Genomic DNA, 20,513 nt, shown 5'->3' with positions numbered 1-20,513 from the left:
TTTCAAGTGTAAAACTGGGTACTTTAATTTATAAAACACTAATTATGAGTGTTTTTTGTGGAGAATACCGGATTCGAACCGGTCACCTCTTGCCTGCCAGGCAAGCACTCTAGCCAAATGAGCTAATCCCCCAATAGTTTCGCAAATATAGTGTTATTTACTATTCAAAAAACAAATAGTCAACAACTTTCTAAAGCGGTATTCTTTGCCATCTTCATTAAAATACTAACTTTACAATAAAAAATAAAATGACAGCAGCATCAACAGCAGGTTCACTTACTACAACCATTCAGGATCAAATTGCAACAGTACAATTTGCGCATCCCGCCAGCAATTCTTTCCCCCGTCAATTGTTAGATGCGGTGACTAATTCCTTGAATGAATTAAGTACAAATGATGCTGTGTCTGTAATTATTTTGCGAAGTGAAGGCGAAGGTGCTTTTTGTGCAGGAGCTTCTTTTGACGAACTCTTAGCGGTTTCAAATTTGGAGCAGGGAACTACTTTTTTCTCTGGTTTTGCAAATCTAATTAATGCCATGCGCAGCTGTTCTAAGATTATTGTGGGTCGCATTCACGGTAAAGCCGTAGGTGGTGGTGTAGGGATTGCTGCCGCTTGTGACTATGCATTTGCCACTACAAAAGCGGCTGTAAAACTCTCTGAGCTTGCCATTGGGATTGGCCCCTTTGTGATTGAGCCTGCCGTGAGCCGCAAGATAGGCAAGACCGCCATGACCCAAATGACCCTTGCTGCACATGAATGGAAAACGCCAGAGTGGGCTTTAGAAAAAGGATTGTTTGCTAAAGTACTAGATGATCAAACCGAATTAGATATTGATTTGGCTCACTTTACAAATAAACTCGCGTCTTACAATCCGGAGGCTTTAAGCCAAATGAAGAAAATTATTTGGGAAGGTACTGACAATTGGGATGTGCTTTTGTTAGAGCGTGCTGCTATTTCTGGAGAGCTAGTGCTTTCAGAATTTACAAAAAATGCTTTAACTCAATTTAAAAAATAATACTGAAATGAGAATTACAACTCTTATACAACAAGTAGATGTCGTAGAAAAATTAAAAAATGCTCCTGATAGTAGTTACCAAATAGGAGTACTTATAGGTTCCTTTGTTCCATTTGTAGTTTTGCTCATATTGGCTTACTGGATGTACTCTTCTGCAAAAAAAAGAGACAAAAATATTTAATTTTTCACTAAATTTGCACTCAAAATTATATCCAGATGAGCAATATCAGAATTACAAAACAATTTAACTTCGAAACCGGTCACGCCCTTTATGGATACGACGGAAAATGTAAAAATGTTCACGGACACAGCTACAAATTATCAGTAACCGTTATTGGGACACCTATTACAAATAGGAACGATGTGAAATTCGGAATGGTAATCGATTTCTCGGACTTAAAGAAAATTGTAAAAGAAGAAATTGTAGATCAATTTGATCACGCCACTGTTTTTAACGAAACGACGCCTCACGTAGAGCTAGCCGAAGAACTTAAAAAACGCGGACACCATGTGATTTTAGTAGATTACCAACCTACAAGTGAAAACATGGTAATTGATTTTGCAGATAGAATTAAAGCCAGATTACCACAAGGAATCAAACTTTTTGCCTTGAAATTGCAAGAAACAGAATCGTCATTTGCTGAATGGTACGCTAGCGATAATCTATAATCCCAATTGACACTCTAGTTTCATGAAACTACCTAATAATAAAAAAGTATACTTTGCTTCTGATCAACATTTTGGAGCGCCTACGCCTGAATTAAGTGCTCCTAGAGAGAAGAAATTTGTGGCTTGGCTTGATGAGGTGAAACTAGACGCCGAAGCCATTTTTATAGTAGGCGATTTATTTGACTTTTGGTTCGAATACAAAACTGTGGTACCTAAAGGTTTTGTACGTGTGCTAGGCAAACTAGCCGAAATTCGCGACAGCGGCATCCCAATTTACTTCTTTGTAGGAAACCACGATTTGTGGATGGACGGTTATTTCGAAAAAGAATTAAATATTCCTGTGTATCATGATAATCAAGAATACACTTTTGGAGATAAAACTTTTCTCGTAGGCCACGGTGACGGAAAAGGTCCTGGGGACATGGGCTACAAACGCATGAAAAAAGTATTTACAAATCCGTTTTCTAAATGGCTTTTTCGCTGGTTGCATCCTGATATTGGTGTAGGATTAGCACAGTATCTTTCAGTGAAAAACAAACTAATTTCAGGTGATGATGATGTCACTTATTTAGGGGAAGAAAACGAATGGCTAATAATCTATGCCAAGAAAAAACTCGAAACCAAACACTACAATTACCTTGTTTTTGGACACCGCCATTTGCCTATGAAACTCACTGTAGGTGAAAATGCCGAATACGTAAACTTAGGAGATTGGATCTCTTATTTTACCTACGGTGTCTTTGACGGAGACACTTTCGAAATAAAAAAATACGAAAACTAGTTCATCCCTTCGCCATACAAATATTCATCCAAATCTATTTTGAACAAGGTACCTTCGACAAGGTCTTTAATAGATTTTAATTCCTTCATAGAAACAGCCAAGTCAATTTGAGCACAAGGGGTTTTCAATAGAAATTTATGGCAATCATTTTTTAACTCACAGTCATCGCAACATTTATTAATAGCGTAGCTTTCGTCAATGCAGCATCGAAAATGTTTCAATTCTTGGCGGCTAAAATAAAAGCCTGTTTCTCTAAAAATCAATTGTACCTTATCACTTAAAACTTCATTCTCTTTTCTCCAGAAAAAAGAAGTCCCTGCATCGTTGTAATATATCTGTTTCATTTCGTTCATGATCGTCTCGTTTAAAACAAATATAATAATTATTTAGATTTATTCTAAATAAAATTGATTAAAAAAAACATAAAAAAACGTCGGTAAGCAATTTTATAATGCACTACCGACGTTTTTTTATTTCGAATAAAGATTTTTACGCTTCGTTTTCGTGCTCTTCTAAATCTTTTGTAAGATCAAGCTTTCTAAAAGTAGGAGAGACAATTCCAGTAGTCAAGACTACAAATAACGTCATACTTCCTCCAAATACTACTGCGGTAACCGTTCCCATTAATTTGGCTGTCAATCCGCTCTCAAAAGCACCTAATTCGTTTGACGACCCCACAAACATAGAGTTCACTGAAGAGACGCGTCCGCGCATGTGATCTGGAGTTTTTAGTTGTAAAATAGTTTGCCTAATAACAACTGAAATTCCGTCAAAAACACCGCTAAAAAATAGGGCTATTAACGATACCCAAAATAAGGTAGACAAACCAAATACAATAATACAAACACCAAAAGCAAAGATCGCTGATAGCAATTTTATTCCCGCATTTTTACTTAACGGTACATATGCTGTGATTAGCATGGTAATAAAAGCACCTACAGCAGGGGCGGCTCTCAAGAAACCAAAACCTTCGGGACCTACTTTTAAAATATCTTGTGCAAAAATGGGTAGTAAAGCAACAGCTCCTCCAAAAAGGACTGCGACCATATCTAGCGTAATAGCTCCCAATACAGTTTTGTTATTGAAGACAAATTTAATCCCCTCAGACAAACTCTGCATTACAGGTTCGCCAATTTTAGGATTTAAAATAGGTTTCTTTTCTATTTGAGATAAGGTGATTAAAGCAAATAGCGAACACCCAAAAACCAAACACATAGACCAATGCACTCCAATCCAGTTGATAGAAAATCCAGCAACTGCAGGTCCTACTACAGAGGCAATTTGCCATACGGAACTACTCCAAGTAGCGGCGTTAGGATAGACTTTTTTAGGTACTAATAAGGACAGTAGGGAAAAGATCGTAGGTCCTAGAAAAGCACGAACCAATCCACCTAAAAAGACTAGAAAGTAAATAGCATAGAGAATACTTTGTGTGTCATAACCACCTATCACTGCAGGCCAGGTTAATAAAAACAAACCAAAGCTAATGACCGAGAAAGCCAAGATACATTTAACGAGCAAACTCTTTTTCTCTTTTTGATCGACAATATGTCCGGCAAACAATGCCATGGATACAGCTGGGATAACTTCCATCAAACCGATGATTCCTAATGATAAAGGGTCCTTAGTGATGCTGTACACTTCCCATTCAATCACAATAAATTGCATAGACCAGGCAAAGACCATGGCAAAACGCAACAATAAAAATATATTAAATTCCTTGTAACGCAAGGCTGCGTAAGGGTCTTTCTTTTTTACTTGATCAGCACTCATTTCGTAAACTTTTTAATCGTAATTGTGTAGTAATTTTGCCATTCCACTCATTCTCATCGATACAATAAGCGATTTCAAATGGTTGCTGGTTTTTTGTAAGTGCTATTTTATTTCCCAAGCCAAAACCTATGGCAGCGAGTCCTTCTGAATTATTTTGTTTTACAAATAAGCGCAGGTGCTCGTCGTCTTTACCCATCGTTTTACCATAACCGGTGTCGATTACGTTTTTTGTTAAAAAGGTAGGCGTCATGTTCAGTGGTCCAAAGGGTTCGAACTGTTTTAAGATTCTAAAAAACTTAGGGGTAATATCATTGAAATCTATTTCAGCGTCAATGTCAATTTCTTGCGTTTGCATTTCGGGTTGGATCGTGTCTTTTACTTGCCTTTCGAATGCTGCCTTAAAAGCAGAATAATTTTCAGGTAAAATAGTCATTCCTGCGGCGTACATGTGGCCACCAAATTGCTCCAAATGCTCTGAACAGGCTTCAAGTGCGTTATACACATCAAATCCTTTTACAGATCGCGCCGAAGCTGCATATTTGTCACCGCTTTTAGTAAAAACTAGGGTAGGGCGATAGTAGGTTTCGATTAATCGAGAGGCTACAATACCGATTACGCCTTTATGCCAATCTTCTTGAAGTACCACTGATGTGAATTTTTCTGTTTCTTGGTTCGCAATAATTTGTTCGAGCGCTTCCTTAGTAATTTGCTTGTCTAGATCTTTTCGATCAGAGTTGTATTGCTCAATTTCTGAAGCAAATTGCTGGGCTTGCTCAAAATCAAATTCGGTTAGCAATTCTACCGCATGATTACCGTGCTTTATTCTTCCTGCCGCATTAATACGCGGGGCGATAATGAAAACAACATCGGTAATATCTAGGGTTTTCTTTTTTACTTGATGGACTAATGCTTTAATTCCAGGTCTTGGATCCGCATTAATAACTTGTAAACCAAAGTAGGCGAGTACGCGATTTTCTCCTGTCATAGGGACAATATCTGCGGCAATTGCGGTAGCTACTAAGTCAAGATAGGGAACTAAATCAGCGATCGTTTCACCTTTGCGACTTCCTAGTGCTTGAATCAATTTAAATCCCACACCACAACCACAAAGTTCGTCATAGGGATAATCACAATCGCTTCTTTTTGGGTCCAAAACTGCTGCTGCTTCGGGTAATTGGTCTCCCGGCCTGTGGTGGTCACAAATGATAAAGTCAATCTGTTTTTCTTTTGCGTAAGCGACATGATCAATAGATTTGATTCCGCAATCTAGTGCAATTATTAGTGTGAAACCATTGTCTTCGGCAAAGTCAATCCCTTTGTATGATACGCCATATCCTTCAAGATAACGATCCGGAATGTACGTGGCTATATTAGGGTAATATGATTTTAGATAAGAAGAAACTAACGAAACCGCTGTGGTACCGTCAACATCATAATCACCAAAAACAAGAATACGTTCTTGATTAGCAATCGCTTTTTCGATTCTTTCCACGGCTTTGTCCATGTCTTTCATCAAGAAAGGATCGTGTAAGTGATCTAGCGAGGGTCTAAAAAAATCTTTGGCTTCTTGAAACGTCTCCACGCCACGTTGCACTAATAAGGTAGCTACAAAATCTTCTACATGTAAGGCTTCCGCCAAATGGGTAATTTTATCTTCAGAAGGTTTTGGCTTTATGGTCCACCTCATAGTACTAGGGATTATGCTGTTTTAATAATTTATTGTTTAAAAAATATATCGCAAATTCCCAAAATAAATTAATTGCGAGTGTGCGGTAAAATGTCTTATTTCAATTGTAAAGCATCGCCTTCAAATGCGATTCCGTCCCAACCATGAATCATAAAATTACGGATGTTTTGGTGGTCTGTTCCTTCCGGGTTTTTCAAAACGTCTTCAGTATAGTACGTACCAAAACAACTTAAAGTTTCTTCTGGAGAAAGTTGTTGCGCTTTCGCGAAAGCAAAAATCTTGCAAGAACCGGAGTTTTCACCAGCAGCATTTTGTTGGTTTCCGTTTTTAAAAGCGGTAGGAGTAAAAATATAATTATCTTCAATTACAGCAATAGTGTCTGTAAATGCTAGTGTTGTTGGGTTTTCTTTTAAGGTAGAAAGGAATGTATTTAATGTCATGATGTATTTATTCTTTATTATCTTCTTTAGAAAATTTACTTTTCTTGGCTTCTTTTATAAATGGTTTTCCGGCAACTACCACTACGATTTCGCCACGAGGAGCTGTTTTTTCGAAATGGGTTAAGACTTCGCGAGTAGTTCCTCTTACATTTTCTTCATGCAGTTTAGAGAGCTCTCTGGAAACACATATTTGTCGGTCTTCGCCAAAGTAAGTGACAAATTCGACTAATGTTTTTACCAATTTATGTGGTGAAACATATAAAATCATGGTGCGAGATTCTTCCGCTAACTCTAGATAACGTGTTTGGCGTCCTTTTTTTTCAGGTAAGAAACCTTCAAATACAAATTTGTCATTAGGCAAACCGCTATTTACTAATGCAGGTACAAATGCTGTAGCGCCGGGTAGACATTCAACAGTGATACCATTTTCGACACAAGCGCGAGTCAATAAAAAACCAGGATCAGAGATGGCAGGCGTTCCTGCATCAGAGATCAAAGCGATGTTTTCTCCGGCTTGCAAACGAGCAATTAGGTTCTCAACCGTTTTATGTTCGTTATGCATGTGGTGGCTGTGCATGTGCGTGCCTATCTCAAAATGTTTCAACAGTTTTCCGCTGGTACGGGTGTCTTCTGCGAGAATCAAATCGACTTCTTTGAGGATTCTAATCGCTCTAAAAGTCATGTCTTCGAGATTACCAATAGGCGTAGGAACAATATATAATTTTGACATAATAGTATTTACAAGTAATTTAATAGGCTGCGGTGACCAAGGAACAATGCTGTATTACAAGAATTTTTTCTCGATAATATCAATAAAACGCTCTGCATAATCGTCTTTACCTTTCCAGTCGTTGTAATCAGGTTTCACCATTTCTTCGATAAAGTTACGTGTTTCATAAAAGTTATCAAAGGTAATTAGTTGATTTAGAACACGGTTGTAATCTTCTTCGCTATTTCCAAATAAGTGTTTTACAAAAGCAATTCTATCATTTAAGTCAATATCGATTCCTTTTGAGAATTTATCATTAATCGATAAGTTCTTTGGTACTGTAGCCTCTGTAGGTTTTTCAATAACAGGAGGTTTCGTTTTAACAACTTCAGGAGTGACTTCTTCAACAATTGTGGATACAACTTCAGGAGTAACACTTTCTATTTCTATTTTTTCAACAACAGCATCAAAAATAGGTTCAGGAGCAAGTGGAGCAACATTTTCTACTTTTATAAACTGTGGTTCACTATAGTTTGCGCCTAGTAAATCTTCAAATGAGATTTGAACGGCTTCTTCTTTTGCTGCTGTTTTTACTTCTTCTGATAAATCAATTACAGGTTCAAATGAAAAAACTGTTTCTGGTGTTTCTTCTTTTGTAGCTTTGATTTCTTTTTCAGCAATTTCTTCTTCAATAGTTTCCTCTGCTGGAGCAACTCCAAGAATATCTTCTTCTATTGCTTCGTTAGTAACTTCTTGTTTCTCAACATCAGGAACTATTTGTTCTTCTTTAATATCAGCTTCAAAATCTGTATTTATTGTGATTTCTTCTTTAGCAACAACAGGCTCTTCTTCAGGAGTTACTTCGTTTACAGTCTCAGCGATAATGATTTCTTCGTTATCTTCAATGGTTTCCTCGATAAGTTCATTTTTAGCTGCTTCTACTACCGGTAGAGGTTCTTCGGTCATTTCGACAACCGTTTCTATTGGTAAGCTTTCTTGTTTATTATAAAAGCTTTCCATTTCTTTCTCTATCTCATTGCGACCAATAGTAGGTTTTACATCACCATATTGCTCATCAATATATTTCAAAACAGAAAGTTTTTCATATAATTTTTGAGTTTCTAAATACAATTGATTGATATCAGATTTATTTTTAAGTTGTAATACTCTGTGAGCAATGCTAACTAAATCAGCTTCCAGTCTTTTTTTCATAACCTTTAAATTATTGTATGTATGGCGTGTTTTATTTGTTTAAAAATGTAGCTTAAATGCTTATTAATGATAACGAAGGAATTAGCAGGCAGATTTAATTTTTTAATTAACCGCTCGTGAATCCTCGAATTGATAAAAATTTTCTACTTTTGAGACAGTGTAAAAGTATAAAATCTTAAGCCGAATTATTACATTACAAAGTAATAAAAACTATTCATTTTTTAAGTTAGAAAAATACAAAATGTTTCTCGAAAATACAGTAAATCATAAAGAGCAATTTGGTTGGATTGAAGTCATCTGCGGTTCGATGTTTTCGGGTAAAACCGAAGAATTAATACGTCGTCTTAAAAGAGCGCAATTTGCTAAACAGAAGGTAGAGATTTTTAAACCTGAAGTAGATACGCGTTATCATGACGAAATGGTGGTTTCTCATGATGCCAATGAAATTCGCTCTACACCAGTTCCAGCCGCGGCTAATATTGCCATTCTAGCACAAGGGTGTGATGTGGTTGGGATTGATGAAGCGCAGTTTTTTGATGACGAGATAGTGAAAATTTGTAACGATCTTGCTAATCAAGGTATTCGTGTTATTGTAGCTGGATTAGATATGGATTTTAAAGGAAACCCTTTCGGACCCATGCCTGCACTAATGGCTACAGCCGAATATGTTACTAAAGTGCACGCAGTATGCACGCGAACAGGAAATCTTGCTAATTACAGTTTTAGAAAAACCGATAACGATAAATTAGTAATGCTTGGTGAAACGGAAGAGTATGAGCCGTTAAGTAGAGCTGCTTATTATCATGCGATGCGTGAGGTCCTCTCCCCAGCCCTCTCCAAAGGAGAGGGAGACAATACGAAAAAAGATTCTATATAATTCAAAACCCTTTCTGATACTCAGAAAGGGTTTTTTGATTTTAACATGAAGTTATTTTGAGCTATTTGTGATTTACTCCAAAGTCAATTTGAATCCATAAATGATTATATCTCACTTTTAGAAGCACTTACATCTTAAGGTGATTTTAATTTTGTAACTTTGATTTAAAATTAATTGGAATGGATTTACAAAGTCGAAAAATATCGTTTGTTCAGGAATTTCTTTCTATTGAAAGTGAGGAGCTTATTTCTCGATTTGAAAACTTGCTGAAAAATAAAAATACTGCTTTTAAAAATACAGAATTAAATTCGATGACTATTTCAGAATTAAATAGAAGAATAGACCAATCAGAAGAAGACTCCAATAAGGGAAAACTGACTGAGATGGAGGACTTTTTGGATGCAATAGAAAAATGGAATTAAAAGTTTATTGGACAGACTTTGCTAAAATAGAACTTCAACTCATTTATGAATTTCTTAAAACTAATGCTACCATACTTGTTGCAAAAAATACAATTAATGATATAACTAACGAAGTCAAGTTACTCAGCAATCATCCTTATTTAGGCAAGGTTGAGGATTTACTGTTAGATAGATCTAGAGTGTTCAGGGTTTTAATTAGTAAGGATTATAAAGTTATTTATTGGATCAACACAAATAAAAATCAAATAGAAATTTGGGATGTGTTCAATTGCAAACAAAACCCCGTTAAAATAAAAAGGACCAAATAATATAATTTATTTAGTCCTTTTTTTGTGTTCAATAAAAATCGTCATTCTTAAATCTTCTTCCTCATTCTAGCTACCGGAATATCGAGTTGCTCTCTATATTTAGCAATGGTTCTTCTAGCAATAGGATACCCTTTTTCCTTTAATAATTCAGCTAACTGATCATCTGGATGAGGTTTTTTCTTGTCTTCTTCTTCGATTATATTTTGCAATATTTTCTTGATTTCGAGTGTAGAAACATCTTCACCTTGATCGTTCTTCATTGCTTCTGAGAAAAATTCCTTGATTAATTTAGTTCCATAAGGTGTTTCTACATACTTACTATTGGCAACCCTAGAAATGGTTGAGATGTCTAATCCTACCATATCGGCAATGTCTTTTAAGATCATTGGTTTTAATTTGGTTTCGTCTCCTTCTAGAAAATACTCTTCTTGATAATGCATAATAGCATTCATGGTAACAAACAACGTCTCTTGACGCTGGCGTATCGCATCAATAAACCACTTAGCCGAATCTAATTTTTGCTTGATAAATTGTACTGCATCTTTTTGCGGACCTGATTTATCAGTAGACACTTTATAGGTTTGCATCATTTCTTGGTAGTCTTTAGAGACATGAAGGCTTGGTGCATTTCTTCCATTAAGGGTTAATTCCAGTTCGCCTTCAACTATTCGAATAGCAAAATCAGGGACTACATTTTCGGTAACTTTATTGTTTCCAGTAAAGGCTCCACCAGGTTTTGGATTCAATCGCTCTATTTCGTGAACCGCTTTCTTTAATTGCTCGTTAGAGACACCATATTTCTGTAATAATTTATCGTAATGCTTTTTTGTGAAGGCATCAAATTGGTTTTCGATAATATCAGTAGCCAAGTCAATATATTCAGACGGTGTTTTATGCTTCAACTGCAGCAATAAACATTCTTGTAGATCGCGTGCTCCCACACCTGATGGCTCTAGTTCATGAATTACATGCAGCATTCTTTCGACCATTTCCTCATCGGTATAGATTGCTTGTGTAAAAGCCATATCATCAACAATATCAGGAATACTGCGACGTATGTAACCCATATCATCAATACTTCCTACTAAGAATTCGGCAATTTCACGTTCTTGATCATCTAGAATAAATGTATTTAGCTGATTGATTAAATCTTGGTGAAAACTAATAGGAGAGGCAAGAGGCGATTCGCGTTCTTCATCATCATCACTATAATTATTAGCTTGTGTTTTATAATCAGGCGAGTCATCATCACTCAAATACTCATCGATATTAATGTCGTCTGCTTCAATTCTTTCTGAATCGCCTTCATCATAATCTTCGAATTCGTCGTTTTCAAAATCGTCATTCTCGTAATCATCTTCCTCCTTACCCGCTTCTAGAGCTGGGTTTTCATTCATTTCTTCCAGTAAACGTTGCTCAAAGGCTTGCGTAGGCAATTGAATTAACTTCATCAGCTGGATTTGCTGTGGAGATAATTTCTGTGATAATTTTAAATTTAAGAATTGCTTTAGCATAAAAAAAGTGACTGAGTTACTAAGTTGCAAAGCTACTAAGTAACGTGTGTTGACGAATTATAATTATTTATTTTATTAACTAGAAAAGTTGTTTAAAAAGGTTTAAAGTTGCTCACGTTTTAAACAACTTTAAACTTTAAACAAATTTATAAAACTTAAAATCTTAGCGACTTTGCAGCTTTGAAACTTTTTTTTAAAACTCCGCATTCATAGGTGTTCTTGGAAAAGGAATTACGTCACGTATGTTTGTCATTCCAGTTACAAATAGTACCAATCTCTCAAATCCTAATCCGAAACCAGAGTGTACTGCTGATCCAAATCTACGGGTATCTAAATACCACCACAATTCTTCTTCATCAATTCCTAAGGCTTTCATTTTTTCGACCAAAACATCAAAACGTTCCTCTCTTTGAGAACCTCCTACAATTTCTCCAATTCCAGGGAATAAGATATCCATTGCACGAACTGTTTTTCCGTCTTCGTTCAAGCGCATGTAAAATGCTTTGATATTTGCTGGGTAATCAAACAAGATCACCGGACATTTAAAGTGTTTTTCTACCAAGTAACGCTCGTGTTCTGATTGTAAGTCAGCACCCCATTCGTTAATGATGTAGTTGAATTTTTTCTTTTTATTAGGCGTGCAATCTCTCAAAATGTCAATTGCCTCTGTGTATGAAACACGTTTGAAGTTGTTATCACGAACGAAATGCAATTTTTCTAGAAGATTCATTTCGCTACGTTCAGCCATTGGTTTCGTCTTTTCTTCGTCAAACAATCTTTGATCTAAAAATTTAATATCATCTTCACATTTATTCAATGTGTATTCAATTACATATTTGATAAAATCTTCAGCAAGATCCATATTATCATTCAAATCATTAAAAGCAACCTCTGGCTCAATCATCCAGAACTCAGCAAGGTGACGCGAAGTATTCGAGTTCTCTGCTCTAAACGTAGGTCCAAACGTATAAATCTGACCCAATGCCATCGCAAAAGTCTCTCCTTCCAGTTGTCCCGAAACAGTCAAATTAGTTTCCTTACCAAAGAAATCTTCTCTATAATCAACTTTTCCGTCTTCTTTTCTAGGAGTTCCGTCAAATGGCAAAGCCGTAACTTTAAACATTTCTCCGGCACCCTCAGCGTCAGATCCCGTGATGATAGGTGTGTTCACATACACAAAACCTTTCTTCTGAAAATAACTGTGCACCGCGTAAGATAGTACTGAACGCACACGCATAATCGCTCCAAACATATTCGTACGCACACGTAAATGTGCATTTTCACGCAAGAAGTCAAGACTAGGCTTGTTCTTAGGTTGTATCGGGAATTTCTCCGCATCTGAGTCTCCAAGAATCTCTAGTTTTGCAACTTGAATTTCAAATTTTTGTCCCGCACCTTTGCTTTCTACCAAAGTTCCAGTAACAGATATCGCAGCACCAGTCGTAATTCTCTTTAAGGTTTCATCAGGAGTATTCTCAAAATCGACTACACATTGTATATTATCAATCGTCGAGCCATCGTTCAAAGCAATAAATTGATTGTTTCTAAAAGTTCTCACCCATCCTTTTGCATTTACTTCATGAAGCGTCTTGGTGCTGTTTAGTAAGTCTTTAACTTTTGTATGTCTCATTATATGTGTATAGTTGATTTTAAAATTCACTCGTGTTCTAACTGCAAATATAATTCATTTGTTTTAATTGTCATTGCAGTAAGCAAGCAATCAAGATAGACAATGTTGTTTTTTTGGAGCTATTTCCAGCTTTCCGCTCTATCTTTTACTTTTTTAAAGAAAAAAAGTAAAAGGATGCCGCTACTATCTGGGCTAGGCAGTAGTGGAATTATGAGCCAGTTTTTGTTTTAGAATTAAATTAAGTAAGATATATTTAAATTAACTCTATATTTGAACGTTCTAATAATTTTAATCCATTTTAAAATGAAAAATTATTTTATTTTCTTTATGGATTTTAAGAACTATCAATAAGAGAACAATAATTGTGGGTGCAATAGTAATAAAATCATTAAATGGAAGCATTAAAATTAACAGAATTTGACGAAAGTATAAAAAAGTCACTAAAGAAGTCAGATACAATCGATAAAGTGGATAAAACTTTGACTGAAGAATTATTCATTGGTATTTGTTCACCAATTGGATCTATAAAAGAGGCGGCATTAGAAAGTATAGAAAACATTATTAAAATTAACTACGGCTATACAGTAGAACGAATAAAGTTAAGCGATTTTATTGAAGATTCAGAAGAAACTCTACTAGAAGAACAAGTTGGTAAAACAAAAGTTTATAACCAATATTATCACAAAATTGAGAGAGGAAATTCAATTAGAGAAAAATTCAATAATTCGCATTTAGCAGAAAAAACTATTCAAAAAATTCATTTAGAGAGGCTTGCTGAGGTAAAAGATAAAGGGGCCAAAACACCTACAGCTGAGGATTTTACATCTAGGAGAAAATGTTATATTATCGATTCAATTAAATCTAAGGAAGAATTAGATCTATTTAGAAAAGTTTATACAGAAAATTTTTATCAGATAAGTATTTTTTCACCCATTGACGATAGGAAAGCAAATTTGTTAGAGAAGGGGTTTAAGAAAGATGAAATTGAAAATATTATTGAAATTGATGATAAACAAAATTTCAAGCACGGACAAAATGTTAGAGGTACATTTGTAGATGGTGACTTCTTTATGAGGATTTCAGAAAGTAATAAAGCTGCTACTGATATTAAAGTTAAAAGGTTTTTTGATTTAATTTTTGAAAGTGCGATTATAACACCCACTGTTGAGGAACAGTCAATGTATTACGCAAAATCTGCAGCTGGAAATTCGGCTTGCTTATCAAGGCAAGTTGGTGCTTGCATAGTTGATGAAAATAGCAATATTCTATCAACAGGGTGGAATGATGTACCTAAGTATGGAGGTAACTTGTATACATCAAATACAACAATTGATAATAGATGTTTCAACAAGGGTTTTTGTAGTAATGATACTCAAAAAGATAAATTAGTTGACAATATTGTAGATTCTCTAATTACAGATGTTGAGTTGAAAGATATTTTTCAAAAAGATGGTGTAACTATTCAAGAAGATTTAATAAGTAAAATTAAATTTAATTTACGAAATAGTAAAGTCAAAGATCTAATAGAATTTTCGCGTAGTGTTCATGCTGAAATGCATGCAATTATTCAGGGTAGTCAAATAACAGGTACAAGAATGATTAATGGTAAGCTTTTTTGTACTACATATCCTTGTCACAATTGTGCAAGACACATTATTGCAGCAGGTATTAAAGAAGTTTATTATATTGAGCCCTATGTTAAAAGTTTATGTTTAACACTACATAGTGATGCCATGACAGAAAACGAGAATATATCAGACAGAGTTAAGATTTTAATGTTTGATGGTGTAGCTCCTCGTAATTATTTATTATTTTTTACTAACTTTGCCGAAAGAAAAGATAATGGAAAATTAATTAAAAAGAATTTAAAAAATATTAAACCTAAGAAAGCTAAATCTTTACAAGCTTTATCAACATTAGAGCAGCAAGCTGTTCATACTTTAAGGTCTAAATGATTTTCTAATTTTATTCAAATTATATGAAAGATGATATCACAATAAAAAAAAATAAATATTTCACACAGTTCAAAATGGATTTTGAATTAAATGAAAGTGATTTTTCGAATTCTACTATAGAAAATAATTGCAAAGTGATCTCGTTTAAAGAAGAAATAGAGAAAATAAAAAAAAGTACTGAGTTAGAACTAATAAATTATGTTTTAAAGCACACAAAAAGTTTTTAATGTTTTTTAGATAAAAAAAATCCAATCAAATTGAAGATGCTCCAAAAAGTTAGATACTATTTGGGGCATTTCTTATATAATAATCCTGTAGTTTTTTTTAAGTACTAGACATTAAGTATTTTAATTTAATTAATAATGTAACGAATAAAGTAAGATCTCCTGCTCAATTTTATTTTACCCCTAAGAAGATTTTGACCGCAATAATAGTTTTGTAGTGTAAATCATTCTAAAAACTTGAAAAACCAGCCAACAGTTTGTATTTTTGCAGCATGAATGATAATTTTATAACCGAGTATTTCGGGATAGGCATACAAAACGGAAAAACTCCTGAAAATTTAGGGGTGCTATGGCGCACGGCTCAAAACTTAGGTGCTAGCTATATTTTTACGATTGGGAACCGCTATGCAAAACAGTCGAGTGATACGCACAATGCCGTAAAATCGATTCCGTATTTTCATTATGATACCTTTGAAGATTTCTATAAAAATCTGCCCAAAGGTGCTCGTTTAGTAGGGGTAGAGCTTGATGATACAGCGGTAGATTTAGAAACCTTTGAACATCCACGACGTTGTGTTTATCTTCTAGGTGCTGAGGATAACGGACTTTCGAAAAAAGCGATCGAAAAATGCCATTATTTGGTTAAATTTAAGTCAGAGAAAAGCTTGAATGTTTCTGTTGCAGGAAGTATTGTGCTCTATGATCGCGGACTTAATAAGCCCAGATCTTAAATATAAATTAGGTTTTCAATATGTGCTGGCCATGAAAAAACAATTGTATACGTTTAGCTTATTACTTGCTTTTGGTTCTTGTATGGCGCAAACTAAATTTTGGAAACCGGCTGTGAATCAGTCCGAAGTTCAAAAAACGTATTTGGGTTGGAACAACTATCAAAAATCGCACATCATGCTTTCGACTGATTTTGTGGCCTTAGATGCAAAATCAAACCCAATTACTAAAGCAGCTTTTCTACAAGAATTAACCAGCGGAAACTATATCCCCATTCAATTAGAATCCGACAGTGCAGCATTATATTACCAGCTATTTAAAATTGAACCAACATCAGATACGAGTATAAAGGCTTCGATTGCTGAAACGGCATTCAATGAAATTCAAAACTATAAAAAAGAAGGCGAACCATTCCCTGCATTTTCATTCAAAGATTTAGAGGGTAATTTAATTACTAATGAAACTCTAAAAGGGAAGATTGTTGTTATAAAATGTTGGTACATTCATTGTGCAGCCTGTCTCAAAGAATTTCCAGAAGTCAATCAATTAGTAGCTAACTACAAAGATAGAACAGACATTGTTTTTGTAAGTTTAGCCGAAGATACAGCCGAACAGTTAGCGCCATTTTTAGTTAGAAAACCACTCTCATATGCTGTTGTTCCTGATATGAAAACCTATATGAATTTGACTCTACAACTCAATGCATTCCCCACTCATTATATTATTAATAAGGAAGGAATTATTGTCAAAGTACTATCTGATTTTAAAAGTCTAGAAGCTGCTTTGGGAAAAATAAGTTTAGAAAAATAATTATAATTAAAAAGGCCTCTTGTTTTAATAAACGAGAAACCTTTTTTAAATGTGTAAATACAGCTATACTAATTTAATAAGTATTAATTGTATTTGAGGAGTTATTGTTTTTGCACATGCACATCCATTTGTGGAAAAGGAATGTTGAGGTCATAATCGGGAAATTTAGTATATACTTTTTCATTCATATCAAAAAACACGCCCCAATAATTAGCACTGTCAACCCAAACTCTTACTGCAAAATTTACCGAACTATCAGCTAGCTCTGATAAACCTATAAAACCTGCAGGGTCTTTTAAAATTCGATCATCTTCAGAGATGAATTGATTTATAGCTTTTTTGAAATTTTCAACATCATCACCATACGCAATTCCAAAAGTCCAATCAACTCTTCGTAAAGGTTCAGCTGAATAATTAATTAATGCTCCTGTAGAAAGTGGTCCATTAGGAATGATCACTAGTTTTTTATCAGGGGTATTTAATAATGTCGAAAATATATTGATTTCTTTTACTGTTCCCAAGAAACCTTGAGCTTCTACAAAATCACCAATTTTAAATGGTTTTAATATTAAAATAATCACACCACCAGCAAAATTTTGTAATGTTCCTGACAATGCTAAACCTACGGCTAGACCTGCAGCACCAATAATAGCAACAAATGAGGTCATTTCAATTCCTATCATTCCCATTACAGTGATGATGAGTAAGGCTTTTAAAATGATATTGGTCAAACTCTTTAAAAAAGGAACAAGAGATTGGTCAATTGAAGATTTAGTTAATGACTTTCCAACGGCTTTAGTAACTAATTTAGTAACCCATAATCCAATAAAAAGGACAAGTAATCCTCCTAATAATTTGGGTGCATATTCTAAACCAAAGTTGGTTATTTTTTCTAGATAATTGTTTACAACGAGAACTTGTTGATCCATTTATTTTTTATTTTATTGTTCTACTCATGAGGCTTTTCGATTTCGCCCTGTTTTTTAAAGTGGTGACTAGACTCCACTTTTTAGATTAAAAATACCTAAAATCCCTTTTTTACTTAGGTTTTGGCTATTTATAAAGGTATTTCAACAAAGGTACATTTTTAAAAAATTAATCCCAAAGAGTTCAGGTTTAAGCCAAAAAAATCCCGCCTTTAAAGGGCAGGATTAGTCTATTTATTTGGATGTACTTATTAAATGAGCTTTTCATCATCAACTTCATTTGGGTTGTTTAAAATATCGATTTTTGGTTCGATAAATTCTTGCTTGTTAGCTAATGATTTATTTAGCGTTAAAACTAAACAAGGCAGTAACATTAAGTTGGACAACATACCAAAAGCAAGTGTTATAGCTATTAATCCTCCTAAGGCTACAGTCCCTCCAAAATCAGACAGCATAAATACAGAGAAACCAGCAAATAATACGACTGAAGTATAAAACATACTTATTCCAGATTCTTTTATTGTAGCAAAAACTGACTTTTTAATTTTCCAATTATTATGAGCTAGTTCTTGACGGTATTGTGCAAGAAAGTGAATAGTATCATCTACAGATAATCCAAATGCAATACTAAAGACTAAGATGGTAGAAGGTTTTAACGGAATCCCGAAATAGCCCATTAATCCAGCAGTAATCACTAGCGGAAGTAAATTAGGAATCAAAGAAACTACGACCATTTTGAAAGAACGAAACATGAATACCATTAATAACGAAATCAATAATACTGCAAATAATAACGAACTTACTAAGTTATCTAATAGGTATTGTGTTCCTTTTTCAAAAACCAAAGCTTTTCCAGTCATCACTACATTGTAGCGGTCTTTTGGGAAAACCTTATTAGCTTTCGCCCAGAGTTTGTCTTCAATATTTGCCATGTTTCCCGTACCAATATCTCTCATGAAAGTGGTGATTCTGGCTACTTGTCCAGTGCTGTCAACATAGCTTTTCATTAAGTTATTCTTACTGTTTTTAGTCGCATTTTTAGCGTAACTTAAAATAAAAGTTTTCTCTTGTGATGTAGGTAATTTATAAAATTCAGGATTGCCATTGTAATAGGCTTGCTTCGAATATTTAACTAGATTTAATATCGAAATTGGTTTTGAAAGTTCTGGAATTTCTTCGATGGTTTCTTGAAATTCGTCCATTTTTCTTAAAGTAGACATTACCATGACTCCTTTTTTTCTTTTGGTGTCAACCGTAATTTCAAGAGGCATAATCCCTTCAAATTCTTTTTCGAAAAATAAAATATCCTTAAAGAAACTCGTGTTTTTAGGCATGTCTTCAATTAAACTTCCTGATGTTTTAATTTTGAAAGCGCCTATGATGCTTACTAAAAATAAAAATATAGAAACGATGTAAACATAACGTCTGTTGTATTTTACCGTTTTTTCGATCCAATTAATGAACACGCGGGTATAATTGCGGTTTAAGTGTTCTAAATGTTTTTGTTTAGGTACGGGTTGATAGCTGTAATAAATAGGAATTACAATCAAACATAAAAAGAACAATGAAATAATACTTAAAGAGGAGATAATACCAAACTCCTTTAATAATTGACTACTCGTAATGATAAAGGTAGCAAACCCAGCTGCAGTAGTTAGGTTTGTCATTAAAGTAGCGGTTCCTACTTTTGTAATTACGCGTTGTAAAGCTTTGGCTTTATTACCATGGGCACTATATTCTTGCTGGTATTTATTAGTTAAGAAAATACAGTTTGGGATACCTATAACAATTACTAATGTAGGAACAAGTGCAGTAAGTACCGTAATTTGATAATGAAATAATCCTAATAATCCAAAGGTCCACATCACACCAATTACCACAATTACAATAGCGATTAATGTTGCTCTATAGGAACGGAAGAAGAAGAAAAAGATCAATGAAGTAAGTAATAACGATGCACCAATAAACAAACTGATCTCGCTTAAAATACTCATCGCATTAAGGGTACGTATGTATGGCATTCCAGAAACACGTAAATCTATTCCAGTTTCTTTTTCGAAAGCATTAATCTTTGGAATAAAAGTATTTACAATGTAATCTTTTCGATGTGCTGTGTTGACAATTTTTTTATCCAAATAAATAGCTGATCGAATGCTTCCGCTTTTTTTATTGAATAACAATCCCTCATAAAAAGGCATGTTTGTAAACAAATCTTTTTGGATTGATTTTAGATAGGCTGGACTAGAGATTTTGTTTTGATCAACAAACGGAACCAACTCAAATGATTGAATAGAATCGTTTTTTTGAAGTTTCTTTAAGTCACTAACTGATACAACTAAGTCTACTTCTTTATTCGATTTAAAATCAGCCATTAATTTATTCCAAGCAGCAAAAGCTTTTGGAGTGAAAAAAGTGTTGTCTTTTACTCCAACAACAATCAAATTTCCTTCTTCTCCAAATTTGTCTAAAAAAGCATTGTACTCTTTATTGACATTGTTGTCGTCTGGCAGTAAGTTAGCTTCTGTAAAAGAAAACTGAATGTTTTTCCATTGCAGGCCTAAGAAAATAGTTATTAAAATAATAACACCAAGTATCGCTAGTCTATTTTTAAGTACAATTCGGGCGATAAGTTCCCAGAAACCTACTTTTAATCTCTTTCTCATAAATCTTTAAAAATGGATGCAAATGTAGTGAAAACCACTGCAAAAGAATGAATTTATTGAATTCTTTTTAGTTGTTTTAAGCGCTTTATATAGCCTGTTTTTTTTATTTTAAATCACACTTAAAAATAAATTTGAGGGATGTAAAACATATTGTAGAATTTTACATCT

At 34.3% G+C, this 20,513-nt stretch carries 21 protein-coding genes and 1 tRNA gene; 11 read left to right on the top strand and 11 right to left on the bottom strand.

Features of this window, described 5'->3' with window-relative positions; genetic code table 11:
- Positions 1-58 precede the first annotated feature (58 nt).
- Positions 59-132: transfer RNA gene (locus HNP99_RS02535), tRNA-Ala, on the bottom strand.
- Positions 133-248: 116 nt separating this feature from the next.
- Between HNP99_RS02535 and HNP99_RS02530 the strand changes: the two genes are divergently transcribed.
- The 4 genes from HNP99_RS02530 to HNP99_RS02515 are packed head-to-tail and all read left to right on the top strand — an operon-like array spanning position 249 to position 2,466.
- The gene (locus tag HNP99_RS02530) at positions 249-1,016 is read left to right on the top strand and encodes an enoyl-CoA hydratase/isomerase family protein (RefSeq protein WP_173850935.1); all 768 of its coding nucleotides are present in this window, start codon (positions 249-251) and stop codon (positions 1,014-1,016) included.
- Between the two features lie 7 nt (positions 1,017-1,023).
- Positions 1,024-1,197 carry a hypothetical protein gene (locus tag HNP99_RS02525; protein ID WP_173850933.1) on the top strand — a complete coding sequence of 58 codons (174 nt, stop codon included), beginning with the start codon at positions 1,024-1,026 and terminating at the stop codon, positions 1,195-1,197.
- 35 nt (positions 1,198-1,232) lie between these two features.
- A complete protein-coding gene (locus HNP99_RS02520; RefSeq protein WP_173850931.1) occupies positions 1,233-1,685 on the top strand; it encodes a 6-pyruvoyl trahydropterin synthase family protein in 453 nt (150 codons plus the stop codon).
- A 22-nt stretch (positions 1,686-1,707) separates the two neighbouring features.
- Positions 1,708-2,466 (top strand): UDP-2,3-diacylglucosamine diphosphatase, encoded by a 759-nt coding sequence (locus tag HNP99_RS02515; RefSeq protein ID WP_173850929.1) that lies wholly within the window; start codon positions 1,708-1,710, stop codon positions 2,464-2,466.
- On the opposite strand, the gene HNP99_RS02510 is transcribed toward HNP99_RS02515, so the two are convergent.
- The 6 genes from HNP99_RS02510 to HNP99_RS02485 all read right to left on the bottom strand — a co-directional run bounded on the left by HNP99_RS02510 (position 2,463) and on the right by HNP99_RS02485 (position 8,287).
- Positions 2,463-2,819 carry a hypothetical protein gene (locus HNP99_RS02510; protein WP_173850927.1) on the bottom strand — a complete coding sequence of 119 codons (357 nt, stop codon included), beginning with the start codon at positions 2,817-2,819 and terminating at the stop codon, positions 2,463-2,465. The genes HNP99_RS02515 and HNP99_RS02510 overlap by 4 nt on opposite strands.
- Before the next feature lie 136 nt (positions 2,820-2,955).
- Positions 2,956-4,239: an MFS transporter gene (locus HNP99_RS02505; protein ID WP_173850925.1), complete on the bottom strand. Its 1,284-nt coding sequence runs from the start codon at positions 4,237-4,239 to the stop codon at positions 2,956-2,958.
- Positions 4,229-5,926 carry a single-stranded-DNA-specific exonuclease RecJ gene (gene recJ / locus HNP99_RS02500; protein WP_173850923.1) on the bottom strand — a complete coding sequence of 566 codons (1,698 nt, stop codon included), beginning with the start codon at positions 5,924-5,926 and terminating at the stop codon, positions 4,229-4,231. Before recJ ends, HNP99_RS02505 begins: the two co-directional genes overlap by 11 nt.
- Before the next feature lie 95 nt (positions 5,927-6,021).
- Positions 6,022-6,366: a HopJ type III effector protein gene (locus tag HNP99_RS02495; RefSeq protein WP_173850921.1), complete on the bottom strand. Its 345-nt coding sequence runs from the start codon at positions 6,364-6,366 to the stop codon at positions 6,022-6,024.
- A gap of 7 nt (positions 6,367-6,373) precedes the next feature.
- Positions 6,374-7,096, bottom strand: coding sequence for a 16S rRNA (cytidine(1402)-2'-O)-methyltransferase (gene rsmI / locus HNP99_RS02490; RefSeq protein ID WP_173850920.1), 723 nt, complete (start codon positions 7,094-7,096; stop codon positions 6,374-6,376).
- 54 nt (positions 7,097-7,150) lie between these two features.
- Positions 7,151-8,287: a hypothetical protein gene (locus HNP99_RS02485; RefSeq protein WP_173850918.1), complete on the bottom strand. Its 1,137-nt coding sequence runs from the start codon at positions 8,285-8,287 to the stop codon at positions 7,151-7,153.
- A 241-nt stretch (positions 8,288-8,528) separates the two neighbouring features.
- On the opposite strand from HNP99_RS02485, the gene HNP99_RS02480 reads away from it, so the two are divergent.
- The 3 genes from HNP99_RS02480 to HNP99_RS02470 all read left to right on the top strand — a co-directional run bounded on the left by HNP99_RS02480 (position 8,529) and on the right by HNP99_RS02470 (position 9,894).
- Positions 8,529-9,164, top strand: a complete 636-nt coding sequence (locus HNP99_RS02480) for a thymidine kinase (RefSeq protein WP_173850916.1) — start codon at positions 8,529-8,531, stop codon at positions 9,162-9,164.
- A 179-nt stretch (positions 9,165-9,343) separates the two neighbouring features.
- Positions 9,344-9,586 carry a hypothetical protein gene (locus HNP99_RS02475; RefSeq protein ID WP_173850913.1) on the top strand — a complete coding sequence of 81 codons (243 nt, stop codon included), beginning with the start codon at positions 9,344-9,346 and terminating at the stop codon, positions 9,584-9,586.
- A complete protein-coding gene (locus tag HNP99_RS02470) occupies positions 9,577-9,894 on the top strand; it encodes a type II toxin-antitoxin system RelE/ParE family toxin (RefSeq protein ID WP_173839088.1) in 318 nt (105 codons plus the stop codon). The genes HNP99_RS02475 and HNP99_RS02470 overlap by 10 nt, the downstream gene beginning before the upstream one ends.
- A gap of 47 nt (positions 9,895-9,941) precedes the next feature.
- On the opposite strand, the gene rpoN is transcribed toward HNP99_RS02470, so the two are convergent.
- Both rpoN and asnS read right to left on the bottom strand, forming a co-directional pair.
- Entirely contained in the window at positions 9,942-11,408 is a 1,467-nt protein-coding gene (rpoN, locus tag HNP99_RS02465) for an RNA polymerase factor sigma-54 (protein WP_173850911.1), read from the bottom strand.
- Positions 11,409-11,601: 193 nt separating this feature from the next.
- Positions 11,602-13,038, bottom strand: coding sequence for an asparagine--tRNA ligase (gene asnS, locus HNP99_RS02460; RefSeq protein WP_173850909.1), 1,437 nt, complete (start codon positions 13,036-13,038; stop codon positions 11,602-11,604).
- Positions 13,039-13,430: 392 nt separating this feature from the next.
- On the opposite strand from asnS, the gene HNP99_RS02455 reads away from it, so the two are divergent.
- From HNP99_RS02455 to HNP99_RS02440, 4 genes are all read left to right on the top strand, one after another.
- Complete coding sequence (locus HNP99_RS02455; protein WP_173850907.1) at positions 13,431-14,993, top strand: anti-phage dCTP deaminase; 1,563 nt, start codon at positions 13,431-13,433, stop codon at positions 14,991-14,993.
- A gap of 23 nt (positions 14,994-15,016) precedes the next feature.
- Entirely contained in the window at positions 15,017-15,220 is a 204-nt protein-coding gene (locus tag HNP99_RS02450) for a hypothetical protein (protein WP_173850905.1), read from the top strand.
- 269 nt (positions 15,221-15,489) lie between these two features.
- Positions 15,490-15,948: an RNA methyltransferase gene (locus tag HNP99_RS02445; RefSeq protein ID WP_173850902.1), complete on the top strand. Its 459-nt coding sequence runs from the start codon at positions 15,490-15,492 to the stop codon at positions 15,946-15,948.
- Between the two features lie 31 nt (positions 15,949-15,979).
- Positions 15,980-16,756: a TlpA family protein disulfide reductase gene (locus HNP99_RS02440; RefSeq protein ID WP_173850900.1), complete on the top strand. Its 777-nt coding sequence runs from the start codon at positions 15,980-15,982 to the stop codon at positions 16,754-16,756.
- 101 nt (positions 16,757-16,857) lie between these two features.
- Here HNP99_RS02440 and HNP99_RS02435 read toward each other — a convergent pair whose 3' ends face one another.
- Positions 16,858-17,685 carry a mechanosensitive ion channel family protein gene (locus HNP99_RS02435; protein WP_173850898.1) on the bottom strand — a complete coding sequence of 276 codons (828 nt, stop codon included), beginning with the start codon at positions 17,683-17,685 and terminating at the stop codon, positions 16,858-16,860.
- Between the two features lie 248 nt (positions 17,686-17,933).
- A complete protein-coding gene (locus HNP99_RS02430; RefSeq protein WP_173850896.1) occupies positions 17,934-20,345 on the bottom strand; it encodes an efflux RND transporter permease subunit in 2,412 nt (803 codons plus the stop codon).
- Positions 20,346-20,513 lie beyond the last annotated feature (168 nt).

Origin of the sequence: Flavobacterium gelidicaeli, assembly GCF_013294005.1 — a bacterium.
GTDB lineage: Bacteria > Bacteroidota > Bacteroidia > Flavobacteriales > Flavobacteriaceae > Flavobacterium.
This window is presented reverse-complemented; position numbering and strand designations above follow the sequence as displayed.

Coding starts and splice junctions, on each gene's coding strand:
- HNP99_RS02440 (WP_173850900.1), top strand. CDS start 15,980: ATGAAAAAACAATTGTATACGTTTAGCTTATTACTTGCTTTTGGTTCT.
- HNP99_RS02485 (WP_173850918.1), bottom strand. CDS start 8,287: ATGAAAAAAAGACTGGAAGCTGATTTAGTTAGCATTGCTCACAGAGTA.
- HNP99_RS02525 (WP_173850933.1), top strand. CDS start 1,024: ATGAGAATTACAACTCTTATACAACAAGTAGATGTCGTAGAAAAATTA.
- HNP99_RS02470 (WP_173839088.1), top strand. CDS start 9,577: ATGGAATTAAAAGTTTATTGGACAGACTTTGCTAAAATAGAACTTCAA.
- HNP99_RS02495 (WP_173850921.1), bottom strand. CDS start 6,366: ATGACATTAAATACATTCCTTTCTACCTTAAAAGAAAACCCAACAACA.
- HNP99_RS02530 (WP_173850935.1), top strand. CDS start 249: ATGACAGCAGCATCAACAGCAGGTTCACTTACTACAACCATTCAGGAT.
- HNP99_RS02430 (WP_173850896.1), bottom strand. CDS start 20,345: ATGAGAAAGAGATTAAAAGTAGGTTTCTGGGAACTTATCGCCCGAATT.
- HNP99_RS02475 (WP_173850913.1), top strand. CDS start 9,344: ATGGATTTACAAAGTCGAAAAATATCGTTTGTTCAGGAATTTCTTTCT.
- asnS (WP_173850909.1), bottom strand. CDS start 13,038: ATGAGACATACAAAAGTTAAAGACTTACTAAACAGCACCAAGACGCTT.
- recJ (WP_173850923.1), bottom strand. CDS start 5,926: ATGAGGTGGACCATAAAGCCAAAACCTTCTGAAGATAAAATTACCCAT.
- HNP99_RS02435 (WP_173850898.1), bottom strand. CDS start 17,685: ATGGATCAACAAGTTCTCGTTGTAAACAATTATCTAGAAAAAATAACC.
- HNP99_RS02505 (WP_173850925.1), bottom strand. CDS start 4,239: ATGAGTGCTGATCAAGTAAAAAAGAAAGACCCTTACGCAGCCTTGCGT.
- HNP99_RS02445 (WP_173850902.1), top strand. CDS start 15,490: ATGAATGATAATTTTATAACCGAGTATTTCGGGATAGGCATACAAAAC.
- HNP99_RS02510 (WP_173850927.1), bottom strand. CDS start 2,819: ATGAACGAAATGAAACAGATATATTACAACGATGCAGGGACTTCTTTT.
- HNP99_RS02450 (WP_173850905.1), top strand. CDS start 15,017: ATGAAAGATGATATCACAATAAAAAAAAATAAATATTTCACACAGTTC.
- HNP99_RS02480 (WP_173850916.1), top strand. CDS start 8,529: ATGTTTCTCGAAAATACAGTAAATCATAAAGAGCAATTTGGTTGGATT.
- HNP99_RS02520 (WP_173850931.1), top strand. CDS start 1,233: ATGAGCAATATCAGAATTACAAAACAATTTAACTTCGAAACCGGTCAC.
- rpoN (WP_173850911.1), bottom strand. CDS start 11,408: ATGCTAAAGCAATTCTTAAATTTAAAATTATCACAGAAATTATCTCCA.
- rsmI (WP_173850920.1), bottom strand. CDS start 7,096: ATGTCAAAATTATATATTGTTCCTACGCCTATTGGTAATCTCGAAGAC.
- HNP99_RS02455 (WP_173850907.1), top strand. CDS start 13,431: ATGGAAGCATTAAAATTAACAGAATTTGACGAAAGTATAAAAAAGTCA.
- HNP99_RS02515 (WP_173850929.1), top strand. CDS start 1,708: ATGAAACTACCTAATAATAAAAAAGTATACTTTGCTTCTGATCAACAT.